Raw genomic sequence first — 12,257 nt, 5'->3', positions numbered from 1 at the left:
TTCCCGCCCGCCAATTTCCGATGAAGGAGACCTGGTGAAGGATCCGCTTGCCCTTTTCCCGTCGCCGGCCCGCCGGCGCCGGACGGGCCGTGCCCGCCGGATGACCGCGGCCGTGACCGCGGCGGTCGTCGCCGGCAGCCTGCTGCAGGCACCCGCGTGGGCCGACCGGCCGACGCCGTTCACCCCACCGACCGCGAAGAACGTGCCGGCGGTCGCGGTCAGCAAGGTCGACCCGGTCGCGGTGAAGCAGGCCGCCATGCCGGACGGGACGAAGAAGCCGGCCCCGGTGTGGCCCGCGGCCGGCGCGGCCGACGTGGCGGTACCGGGCCCGGCCACCACGGCTGCGCGGGCGGGACAGCTGCCGGTGCGGGTCAGCCGGCCGGGCACGGTCCGGACCACCGGAAAGCGGGCCACCGGCGCGGCGCCCGCCAGTGTCGGGATCCGCGTACTGGACCGGGCGAGCACCGAACGGGCCGGCGTGCGCGGCGTGCTGTTGCAGGCCAACCGGGCCGACCGGCAAACGGGCGACGCCGCGGTCGACCTGACCGTCGACTACAGCGGCTTCCGCACCGCGTACGGCGGTGACTGGGCCTCCCGGCTGCGGCTGGTCGCCCTGCCCACCTGCGCGCTGACCACTCCGCAACGTGCGGAGTGCGCCGGCACGCCGCTGCCGTCGCGCAACGACCCGAAGACCGGCACCGTGACCGCGACGGTCGGCCTGCCCGCCTCCTCGGCGGCCGCGTCCCTGGTCGCGGTGGCCGCAGCGACCTCAGGTGCGGCGGGCAGCTTCGCGGCCACCAAGCTGCAGCCGTCGTCGACGTGGTCGGCGGGCGGGAGCTCGGGCGACTTCTCCTGGTCGTACCCCATGCGGGTGCCGCCGGCACCGGGCAGTTCCGCCCCGTCGGTCGATCTGTCGTACTCCTCGCAGTCCGTCGACGGCCTGCAGGCGGCGTCGAACAACCAGCCGTCATGGGCCGGCGAGGGATTCGAGACCGGCGCGGGCGGATTCATCGAGCGCCGGTACGAGGACTGCGGCGACGACATGGGCAGCGGCGCCAACAACACCACGAAGACCGGCGATCTGTGCTGGGCCACCGACAACGCCACCCTGTCGCTGGCCGGCCACTCCGGCGAGCTGATCTACAACTCGGCCGAGCAGCGCTGGCACCTGCGCAACGACGACGGGTCGCGGGTCGAGCGCAAGACCGGCGCGAGCAACGGCGACAACAACGGCGAGTACTGGGTGGTCACCGCCACCGACGGCACCCAGTACTGGTTCGGCGCGCACCGTCTGCCCGGCTGGAACACCGGCGACTCGGTCACCAACTCGGCCTGGACGGTGCCGGTCTACGGCAACAACACCGGCGAGCCGTGCCACGCCACCGCGTTCGCCGACTCCAGCTGCGCCCAGGCCTGGCGGTGGAACCTCGACTACGTCGTCGACATCAACGGCAACAGCGCCTCCTACTGGTACGCCACCGACACCAACAAGTACGCCCGCAACCTGAAGAACTCCGACCTGGCCGGCTACGTCCGGGACGGGCACCTGGACCACATCGAGTACGGCACCCGGCGCGACAGCGGGGCGGACAGCCGGTTCGCCACGACCGCGCCGGCCCGGATCGAGTTCGGCGTGGCCGACCGCTGCCTGTCCGGGTGCGGCACGCACGACGAGGCGCACTGGCCGGACACCCCGTGGGACCAGGAATGCACCGGGTCGACCTGTGACGTCTACAGCCCGTCGTTCTGGTCCACCAAGCGCCTGTCCACCATCACCGCCCGGATCTGGAACGGGACGGCGTACGACAACGTGGACCGGTGGACGCTCACCCACACGTTCCCGGATCCGGGCGACGGCACCCGGGCGGGGCTGTGGCTGTCGAAGCTGTCGCACTCCGGCCTGGCCGGCGGCACCGCCAACGTGCCCGACGTCGAGTTCTCCGGCGTGCAGATGAACAACCGCGTGGACACCATCGACTTCGCCGCGGCGATGAACTGGTGGCGGATCTCGCAGATCCGGTACGAGTCCGGCGGCACCGTCAGCGTCCTGTACTCCGCCCCGGAGTGCGTCGCCAAGACCAACGTGCCGACCGACGCGGCCAACAACACCAAGCGCTGCTACCCGGTTCGCTGGACACCGGAGGGTTACCAGGATCCGGTCACCGACTACTTCCACAAGTACGTGGTCACCACCGTCTACGAGGCCGACAACACCGGGGGCACCGCGCCCAAGGGCAGCCCACGGGTGGTGCACCAGTACAGCTATCTCGGCTCTCCGGCGTGGCACTACACCGACGACGACGGCCTGATCGAGGCCAAGGACAAGACCTGGTCGATGTGGCGCGGCTACGAGCGGGTCGGCGTGACCACCGGCGACTCCGGCGAGCAGACGTACACCGAGACGAAGTACTTCCGCGGCATGCACGGTGACCGGGCCGCCTCCGGCACCCGCACGGTCACCGTGACCGGCACCGGCGTGCCGACGGTCAACGACGAGGACGCCTACGCCGGCATGACCCGCGAATCCACCGTGTTCAACGGGCCCGGGGGAGCGGTGGTGTCCCGGCAGGTCACCGAGCCGTGGCAGTCGGCGGTCACCGCCAGTCGCACGATCAACGGCGACACGGTGCAGGCCCGCATCACCGCGGCGGCGGCCGGCCACACCCGGACCGCGCTCGACGGCGGCCGGGGTGAACGGGTCCGCACGGTGCGCAACACGTTCGACGCGTACGGGATGGCCGTTGCGGTCGACGACAGCGGCGACACCGGCGTGACCGGTGACGAGAGCTGCACCCGCACGACGTACGAGCCGCGCGACACCACCGACTGGCTGATGTCGTCCGCGCACCGCACGCTGGCGCTGGCCGTTCCGTGCGCCTCGGCCACGAACCTGGCCACGCTGACCGAGGACGACGTCGTCTCCGACACCCGCAACTTCTTCGACGGCGCCACCACGTGGGGAACCGCACCGACCCGGGGGCTGGTGACACGCACCGAGAAGGCCAAGACCTGGAACGCCGGCAACCCCACCTACGAGCAGCTCAGCCGGGCCGCGTACGACAGCAGCGGGCGGGCCACCAGCGCGTGGGACCCCCTCGACCACCAGACCACCATCGCCTACACGCCGGCCGCCGGGCTGCCCACCAAGACCGTGGTCACCAACGCGCTCGGCCATGCGACCACCACGACGCTCGCCCCGGCGTGGGGCCAGCCGACCACGGTGGTCGATCCCAACGGCAAGAAGGCCGAGGCCACCTATGACGCACTGGGCCGGCTGACCGCGATCTGGCAGCCGGGCCGCAACCGGGCCACCGAGAGCGCCAACACCACCTTCAGCTACCTGATCAGCAACACCGGGCCCAGCGTGGTCGGCACCAGCACGCTGAACGCGTCCGGCAACTACCTGACCAGCTACAGCCTCTACGACGGGCTGCTGCGGGCACGCCAGACCCAGGCGCCGTCGCCGTCGGGTGGGCGGCTGCTCACCGACGTCTTCTACGACACCGCGGGCCGGCAGGTGCGCGAACACGGCGCCTACTACGCCGCCGGTGCGCCGAGCACGACCCTGTCCACGGCCGTCGACCGGCAGGACGTGCCCAGCCAGACCCGGACGGTCTACGACGGCGCCGGCCGCGTGATTGCCTCCATCTTCCAGCCGAACACCGTCGAACGGTGGCGGACCACCACCGCGTACGGCGGCGACCGGGTCGACGTGACCCCGCCGGCCGGCGGCACCGCGTCCTCGACGATCACCGACGCGCTCGGCCGCACCACCGCCGTCCGGCAGTACTCCGCCGCCACGCCGACCGGCGCCTATGACGCCACCACCTACACGTTCGACCGCAAGAGCCAGTTGAAGAAGGTCACCGACGCGGCCGGCAACCACTGGGACTACACCTACGACCTGCGCGGCCGGCAACTCACCGCCGCCGACCCGGACAAGGGCACGGTCACCAACGGCTACGACGCCGACGGACGGCTCACCTCCACCGTCGACACCCGCGGCGTCAAACTGCAGTACAGCTACGACGCGCTCGACCGGCGTACGGCCGTCTTCCAGACCGGGGTCGGCACCCGGGCACGCTGGTACTACGACTCCCTCGCCAAGGGGCAGCTCGACAAGTCGATCCGGTACGCCGGTGTCAACAGCTACACCCACGAGATCAACTCGTACGACGACGCCTACCGGCCGACCCAGCAGACGTACACCATCCCGGCCACGGAGACCGGGCTCGGCGGCAGTTACCTGGTCGAGAACTACTACAAGGCCGACGGCAGTATCAGCGCCACCGGGTACCCGGCCGCGGGTGGCCTGCCGGCCGAGACGGTGTACTACCAGTACGACGACACCACCGGGCTGCCGAGCACCTCGACCAGCACGTTCAACGGCCGGTTGATCAGCTATGCCGGTCGCACCACCTACGACGCGCTCGGCCGCATCAGCGAACTGCTGCTCTACCCCGGCCTGAAGGACGACCTCGGCAAGCGGGTCTACCAGACCTACGGGTACGAGCTCGAGACGGGCCGGGTCACCAACATCCGCACCGACCGGGACTCCGTCGCGCCCTACACGGTCACCAACACCGCCTACACGTACGACAACGCCGGCAACATCACCAGGATGGCCGACGCGGCCACCGGCGACAACCAGTGCTACCAGTACGACTACCTGCGCCGGCTGACCCAGGCCTGGACCCCCGCCGCCGACAACTGCTCGACCGCGCCGAGCACCGCGGGGCTCGGTGGGCCGGCGCCGTACTGGCAGTCCTGGACCTATGACGCCACGGGCAACCGGCTCGCCCAGGTCGACCACGCCACCACCGCGGGCGGCGCGGACAACACGAGCAAGTACACCTACCCGGCGGCCGCCTCGGCCCACCCGCACGCGGTGACCGGCGTGACCACCACGACCGGCGTTGCCGCCTCCTACACCTACGACGAGACCGGCAACATGCTGACCCGGCCCGCGGGATCCGGCAGCCAGACCCTGACCTGGGACCCCGACGGAAACCTGGCCACCAGCACCGACAGCAGCGGGTCCAGCTCCTACCTGTACGACGCCGACGGCAACCGGCTCATCAGCCGTGACCCCGCCGGCGCCACCCTCCACCTGCCCGGCCAGGACGTCCGCTACACGGCCGCGAGCGGCGCCACCAGCGACACCCGCTACTACGCCTTCGCCGGCGCCACCATCGGCTCCCGTACCGCCACCGGGGTGACCTGGCTTTCCGCCGATCACCACGGCACCGACTCGGTCGCCATCGACCGCGACTCCCAGACCGCCTCGATCCGCCGGCAGAAGCCGTTCGGCGCACCGCGGGGCGCCGCCGGGGCCTGGCCCAACAATCGCGGCTTCGTCGGCGGCACCCTCGACGCCATCGGACTGACCCACGTCGGCGCCCGCGACTACGACCCGGGCATCGGCCGGTTCATCTCCGTCGACCCGGTGCAGGACCTGACCGATCCGCAGCAGTGGAACGGCTACGCCTACTCCAACAACAACCCGACGACGTTCTCCGACCCGACGGGCCTGGCGGCCAACTTCTGCGCCACGCTCACCTGCGCCCAGCAGACCGCCGGCGGCGTCTCCTGCACCGACTGCGAATCGGGCGCGATCGACGCCAAATACGGCGCGTCGATCGATCTGCGGGTGCTGCCGCACCTGAACAAGAAGAAGCTGGAGAAGCGCGCCCGGCAGGTCGACGCGCAGCTCAAACGGTCACATTGGGACTACGGCGCCACGGCGAACGCCGATATGACAGCCGGCGTTCAGACCGGGGTCGTCCATACCGGGACCGGACTCATCGGCCTTCTCTCGCACGACGACGAGCTGGAGAAGAAGCTCAACGACAAATGGAAGTCGGACGTCCTCGACCAGCAGGGCATCGATACCGACAGCATCTGGTTCAAGGTCGGCGACGGGCTCGGCACCACCGGAATGCTGATGATCGGCGGCCCCGAGGATCTGGAGATCGCCGCCGCGGACCTGTCCCTTTTCGGCGCCGAGGACGGCGTCCGGGTCGAGCAACTGCTGGCCAAGATCGGTTGCAGCTTCGATGCCGACACCCCGGTCCTGATGGCCGACGGCTCGACCAAGCCGATCAAGGCGATCAAGGAAGGCGACGTGGTCAAGGCCACCGACCCGGTGACCGGCCGAACCGCGGACAAGACGGTGATGCAGCGGCAGGACAACCTCGACGTCCACCTGGCCGACCTGACCGTCACCGACGGCCACGGCAAGAGCGTCGTCGTGCACACCACCCAGAACCACCCGTTCTGGGACGTCACCACGGGCCGGTGGACCCGGGTCGACCAGCTGAACGCCGGCGACCGGCTGAAGTCCGGCAACGGCGCGGTCATGCGTGTGGCGTCGGTGCGAAAGTTCGCCCGCTGGCAGCACATGTACAACCTCACCGTCGCCGGCATCCACACCTACTATGTGTTCGCCGGCGAAACACCCGTCCTGGTCCACAACTGCCCGCGGAAGTTGCCCGGCCGGGTGCTCAAGCCGGGGCAGGCCAATGATCTGGCAAAGTGGCTCGGATACACGCCGACGAACCAGATCTCGGCCGGAGGCTCGAAGATCTGGAAAGCCCCCAACGGCGTCAAGGGGCCCAAGTTCATCGCCGAGGACCTGACCGGGCACCTCGGTGGCATATTCAAGGGCGGGAACAAGTCGTCCGACCTGATGAGCACGGGCAAGGTGGCGAGACAGGGCACCTACGACCTCGGGGCTGTCGGTGACAACCAGTTCGACCTCATCAAGATCGGAGATTGAGTGACCGACGTGGTTCAGCTGCTGGTCGCAAAGCACTCGGGTGACCCGGATGCCGAGGAGTGGACCGCCTTCGCCCAGATCGGCGAGCGATTCGGGGGCGAAACGCTCACCCTCGAGGAATACGCGCGGGTGGAGCAGCTGTACGTCGGCTTTGTGCTCCGACTGATGGACTTGTGCGGGACTCGGGCTCTGATCGTGGCGGAACCCCGGGTCGCGTCGGCTCTGCCGGCGTGGTTGCCCGAGTTCCGCAACGGCACCGAGCTCGGCGTCACATCGATCGTCCCGCTCCTCCGGGGCATGCTCCGGGGGAGCGGGACGGGATGTGTCTTCGAGGTTCCGGGTGGCGCGGTGCGGGTGGGAGTGGCGTTCGACTTCTACCTCACGGTGGAGGTGGCCGAAGACCTACGGCAGCTGGTCGAAAGGGCTCTTCCGGCCGGGTTGCGCATTCTGCGGGAGCAGGAGCCGACCTGCGACGAGCTGATCACCAGGCCGGCCGACGATGACTTCTGGCTTGCCCTGCGGGAATGGGCAGCGGGATCACCGAGCGGGATCTGGATTCTCGAACAATGGGCCTACGGGCCGTGGGGGGAGCGCTGGTACCGGGCGCGGGCCGATCAACTCCACGTCGTGCGGCGGGCGATGCGGGCGAATTCCGCCGTACGGTCCGGGAGCGATCTGGATGTCGAGGTCCTCGATCTGCGAAGCTATTTCGACGAATTTGCCGAGATGCCGGTCGAGCCCCCGGAGATTCGCATGTTCGACCATCCGGCTCGGCAGGCCGAGCTCTTCGCCCGTCCCTTTTCCATCGAAGCCGTACAGGAGAGCATCCGTAAGGGGCCGGGGACGGTGGGTCTCTTCAATCCGGAGAAGTTTTTCGACGCTCCGTCACCGCTCGCCGCCGTCGTGCCGAACGCCGCCGGATCACTGACCGCTCGCTGGCTTCGCTAGAGCGATGTCGAGATCGCCGCGGCGGACATCGCCGCCTTCGGCACCGCAGTCGGAGCACCGTTGAACCGGATGAGCCGTAACGCCGACATCGCCGTGGTCTCGGCGGCTGCCGTGGAGCTGCCGGACGTCGAGACCTACTGCGTGGCGATGGCCACGGACGAATATGGAGAGCAGTTCGGGCTGACCTTCCAGGTTCCGCTCAGCGGTGAGTACGACGAGCAGGACCGCCGTCTCGGGATGGACACCTATTCGATAAGCAACCATCTCGGCCGGAGTATCTACGGCGGCATCATCGCCATCGCCGCCGACCCGGGCGCGTCGGTCCTGACCATGACGTTCTCCACGGAGGCCACCGAGGAACTGGACATTCCCGCGACGCTGAGATTCCATCTGGCCAACGGGAAGTTCGACCAGGTCGTCGAAGGCCTCCGGCGGGTGCTCGCCGAGGATGGGCTGCGCGGCAGTCTTCCCTGAGAGCCAGTTCGACCTCATCGAGATCGGAGTTGAGTGGCCGACGTGGTGCAGTTGCTGGTCGCAAAGCACTCGGGTGACCCGGATGCCGAGGAGTGGACCGCCTTCGCCCAGATCGGCGAGCGATTCGGGGGCGAAACGCTCACCCTCGACGAGTACGCGCGGGTGGAGCAGCTGTACGTCGGCTTTGTGCTCCGACTGATGGACTTGTGCGGGACTCGGGCTCTGATCGTGGCGGAACCCCGGGCGGGCCGATCAACTCCACGTCGTGCGGCGAGCTATGCAGCCGAATTCCGCCGTACGGCCCGGAAGCGATCTGGATGTCGAGGTCCTCGATCTGCGAAGCCATTTCGACGAATTTGCCGAGATGCCGGCCGAACCCCCGGAGATCCGCATGTTCGACCATCCGGCTCGGCAGGCCGAGCTCTTCGCCCGTCCCTTTTCCATCGAAGCCGTACAAGAGTCGCGGCATCCCTGCCTTCACGCTCAGCGGCCGGTTTTCGTCCTACCCACCTCTCCGGGTGGTCGTGCTAGTCGTAGTGGATCAGCGATGGCCAGATCGCCGTCCAGTCGCCGATCGGGCCGGAACACCGCTGCAGGATGGCGCCCTGTTCGTCGTTGTCGAGCCCGTACCCGTTGTCGACCCGGCCGGCCACCTGACAGCCGGTGAAGTGCCGGCTGACGGTGTCGCCCGGGGTGAAGCCGGTGAGGATCACCGGGCCGGTGGCCGAGGAGGGCGGTGGCCAGGACGCGTACGCGTTGTGCCCGCTGTAGGCCGACGGCAGATCGTGACCGAGTTGCACCGCGGCGGCTTCGGCGTAGTTCGAGGCGAACACCACCGCCTGGCCCTGTTGATCCGGGGGCAGGTTCCGCACGGCCGTGCGGACCGTTTCCTGGAATTCCGGCCATCCGACCTGTTCGCCTGCCTCGTGGTTGAGCGTGTTGATGCCGCTGTGCTGCAGCTGTGCGGCCGGTGTGATCGCGAGTCCGTTGATGGCGTTGAGTACCAGCGACACTCCCATCGCCGTACCGACCAGGGCGGTTCGTAGCCGGCGCCGGCCGTGGGTGAGCCACATGTCGGTGACGATTCCGGTCGATGCCACGACCACCGGCAGGAGACCGGCCGCGTAGTAACCCTTGCCGCCGGTCGCCAGGATCAGGACGAGTAGAGCGAGGTACGCGTACCCGAAAGCCCGGGCCGGTCCGGCGTCGCTACGCAGCAGACGCACGAGGCCGGCGCCAAGAAATGGCACCAAGAAGATCGAGACCAGCACCAACTGGGTCGGAATCACCCCGATCCAGTTCTCGTCGCCGGCAATGGACGCCGCCACCTTCGCCTGCGGCCAGCCGTGGGCCGACTGCCAGAGCAGGTAAGGCAGCGCACCCAGCACCGCGAACAGGGCGCCGGCCAGGGCCTGCCACGTCAGCAGTGGCCGACGCGGACCCAGAACCAGCAGTGCCGTGCAGACCAGCGCGATCACGACGCCGATGACCATCTTGTTGAACAGGCCGAAGCCCAGCAGCACGCCGGCCGAGAGCATCCAGTTGGGCCGGCCTTCGGTCAGCGCCTTCATGATGCAGGCCGTCACCGCCACGGTGAACATCACGTCGAACGTGGCAGTGCTGACCAGATGACCGGTGATCAGGGCAGCTGCGCCGACCGCCCACATACTCGCCGCGAGCAGGCGCGCCCGGCCGGTTCCGCCCAGCAGCCCCGCGATCGCGCCGACCAGCACCACGGTCGTGGCTGTCGCCAAGGCCGACGCCAGCCGGACGACGACCAGTGAGCCGCCGCCCACACGGTAGAGCCCGGCCGACAACAGCGGCGCGAGCGATGGCTGGTCCGGGTAGCCCCACGCCGGATGCCGCCCGGCGGCCACGAAGTACAACTCGTCGCGGTGCCAGCCGTACTGCGAACTGGTTGCCAGCAACAGCACCAGCAGCGCGGCCGCCACCGACCACTCCGGACGGATTCGGCGCATAGGGCAGGCTACCGAGTCCGTCATGCCCTGGCGCGGATGAATTCAGCCGCCCACCAGCCGGGCCACGTCCGGTTCGGTGGTGAGGTAGCCGTATTCGTGGGCCAGCTTCGCGGTGCGTTGCAGCAGGGGGGCGCCTATGTCGGTGCTCCACTCGGGCAGCACGACGCCGGCGGCGATCTCCGGGGTCAGGTCGATGTAGGTCGGGAGGATCTTGCGGATCTCGTCGGGGTGGTTCTGGGCGTACGTCAGGGACTCGTTCATCGCCTGCCGGAACCGGTCGACCACGTCCGGGTCGGACGCCGCGTAGGACTGGCTGGTGAAGTAGGAGGCGACCGGGAAGTGCGGTGCCACCAGGGGGTAGGGCCGCAGCACCACCTTGGCGCCGCCGGCCGCCTTGATGGCGGTCGCGAACGGTTCGACGGCCCAGGCCGCGTCGACCCGCCGTTGCGCCAGGGCGGCGCCCATCTCCGGGAAGGAGACCTCGACGAACTTGACCTTCGTGATGTCGACGCCGCTCGCCTGCAGCGCCGCGTTGATCGACAGGGGTCCGACGTTGTTCAGGTTGTTGACCGCGATGTTCTTGCCGATGAGGTCCTTGGGCGAGCTGATCCGGCTGTCCGCGCGGGTGAAGATCGCCGCGTAGTCGCCGTCGGCCGCCTGGTTACCGGCGGCCACGATACGCAGCGGCAAACCGCGGGAGGCCGCGATGAGCAGTGAGGTGTTGTTGGAGAAGCCGATGTGCTGGTTTCCGGAGACCACCGCGGCGACGATGACCGAGCCGCCCTGCCGGGGCGTCGGCGTCACCTGCAGCTTCCGGGCGGAAAAGAAGCCCTTGCTGATGCCGAGGTAGAGCGGGGCGACATCGATGACCGAGACCACGCCGACGTCCAGCCGGGTGACGGTCTCGGCTTGGCCGTCGCGGTCGTCGGAGCAGGCGGTCGCGCCGGTGACCAGCAGGACGGCCAGCGCGGTGGCCAATGCGCGGCGGACGGGGAACATGTCCCACCCCCTCGTTCGTCCCTCCCTCGCCAGCCTAGTCAGACATAGTTGTTGGTCAATGGATCTGTCGTGCCATCAGGTTGTTCAGACGATCGCCGACTCCAGGGTCTCCGGTGCCAGCAGTTCCTCCGGCTCCAGGGGGCGGGCGGCCAGCCCTTGGGCGTACGCGTAGTCCAGGAAGGTCCGGAGCGCCTGGCGGTTGGGTTCCAGCCCGTAGGGCCAGTAGTCGTCGCCGAGCAACGCCCGGGTCCGGGCCACCTCGTCGTGCAGCCAGGGCAGCATGTAGCGGGCCGCGGCGGTGTCGTCCATGCCCGCCACGCACAGCCGCCGGGCGCGTTCGAACGCGTCGTACAGCGACCGCGCCAGCCAGCGGTTGCGCTCGTACACATCGCGGCGCAGCACCAGCACATGCATGATCGGAAAAATGCCGGTCCGCCGGTAGTAGTCCTCCTCGACCGGGCGGGCCGGCTCGAAGAGCCGGCGCACCCCGCGATCGCCGCTGGTGAAGCTTTGCGGCGTACGCGGTGAGTAGAGCGCGTCGATCTCGCCGGTGGCCAGTGCCTCGTCGAGGGTGCGCCCCGGCCCCAGTGGCTCGACGCGAATGCCGGGCGGGAGGTGGAGGGGTACCTTCTCGGTTCGCCCAGGGGTGTGCAGCCCGCCGGTGACGTAGGAGACCGACTCGACCGGCACGGCGTACTCGTCGGCGAGCAGGCCCCGGATCCAGACGTTGGCCGTCAGCTGGAACTCGGCCACGCCGACGCGACGCCCGGCAAGGTCGGCCGGCTCCATGATGCCGGACGCCGCCGCGATATAGATGCCGCTGTGCCGGAACATCCGGGACGGGAACACCGGCAGGCCCACGAACGGTGCGTCTCGGGTCAGGCTCACCACGTAGCTGGCCAGCGACATCTCGGCGGCGTCGAACTCGCGGAACCGGGCCATCCGGAAGAACGTCTCCTCGACCGGCTGCGGCAGGTAGGTCAGATCCACCCCGGCCGGTGTGACCCGGCCGTCGCGGAGCGCCTCCGTGCGGTCGTACCGCTCGCATGCCAGCGCGATGGGAATGCTCACCTGAACAA

Annotated in this window: 6 protein-coding genes; 3 read left to right on the top strand and 3 right to left on the bottom strand. The window is 69.2% G+C overall.

From position 1 onward, the window contains the following. Positions 1 to 34 precede the first annotated feature (34 nt). From Ato02nite_RS52610 to Ato02nite_RS27130, 3 genes are all read left to right on the top strand, one after another. Positions 35 to 6,778 carry a polymorphic toxin-type HINT domain-containing protein gene (locus Ato02nite_RS52610; protein ID WP_213009455.1) on the top strand — a complete coding sequence of 2,248 codons (6,744 nt, stop codon included), beginning with the start codon at positions 35 to 37 and terminating at the stop codon, positions 6,776 to 6,778. Continuing rightward, positions 6,779 to 7,726: a hypothetical protein gene (locus Ato02nite_RS27135; RefSeq protein WP_213009454.1), complete on the top strand. Its 948-nt coding sequence runs from the start codon at positions 6,779 to 6,781 to the stop codon at positions 7,724 to 7,726. It abuts the gene before it with no gap. A gap of 69 nt (positions 7,727 to 7,795) precedes the next feature. Next, positions 7,796 to 8,200: an Imm10 family immunity protein gene (locus Ato02nite_RS27130; protein WP_213009453.1), complete on the top strand. Its 405-nt coding sequence runs from the start codon at positions 7,796 to 7,798 to the stop codon at positions 8,198 to 8,200. A 527-nt stretch (positions 8,201 to 8,727) separates the two neighbouring features. Here Ato02nite_RS27130 and Ato02nite_RS27125 read toward each other — a convergent pair. The 3 genes from Ato02nite_RS27125 to Ato02nite_RS27115 form a co-directional block, all read right to left on the bottom strand. After that, a complete protein-coding gene (locus Ato02nite_RS27125) occupies positions 8,728 to 10,179 on the bottom strand; it encodes an ArnT family glycosyltransferase (RefSeq protein WP_213009452.1) in 1,452 nt (483 codons plus the stop codon). A gap of 42 nt (positions 10,180 to 10,221) precedes the next feature. After that, on the bottom strand, positions 10,222 to 11,178 hold the full coding sequence (locus tag Ato02nite_RS27120) for an ABC transporter substrate-binding protein (RefSeq protein ID WP_213009451.1): 957 nt from the start codon (positions 11,176 to 11,178) through the stop codon (positions 10,222 to 10,224). 84 nt (positions 11,179 to 11,262) lie between these two features. Next, positions 11,263 to 12,249 (bottom strand): substrate-binding domain-containing protein, encoded by a 987-nt coding sequence (locus Ato02nite_RS27115; RefSeq protein WP_213009450.1) that lies wholly within the window; start codon positions 12,247 to 12,249, stop codon positions 11,263 to 11,265. Between the last annotated feature and the right edge of the window lie 8 nt (positions 12,250 to 12,257).

Origin of the sequence: Paractinoplanes toevensis (genome assembly GCF_018332695.1) — a bacterium.
Classification (GTDB): Bacteria; Actinomycetota; Actinomycetes; order Mycobacteriales; family Micromonosporaceae; genus Actinoplanes; species Actinoplanes toevensis.
This window is presented reverse-complemented; position numbering and strand designations above follow the sequence as displayed.

Coding starts and splice junctions, on each gene's coding strand:
- Ato02nite_RS27130 (WP_213009453.1), top strand. CDS start 7,796: ATGAGCCGTAACGCCGACATCGCCGTGGTCTCGGCGGCTGCCGTGGAG.
- Ato02nite_RS27125 (WP_213009452.1), bottom strand. CDS start 10,179: ATGCGCCGAATCCGTCCGGAGTGGTCGGTGGCGGCCGCGCTGCTGGTG.
- Ato02nite_RS27120 (WP_213009451.1), bottom strand. CDS start 11,178: ATGTTCCCCGTCCGCCGCGCATTGGCCACCGCGCTGGCCGTCCTGCTG.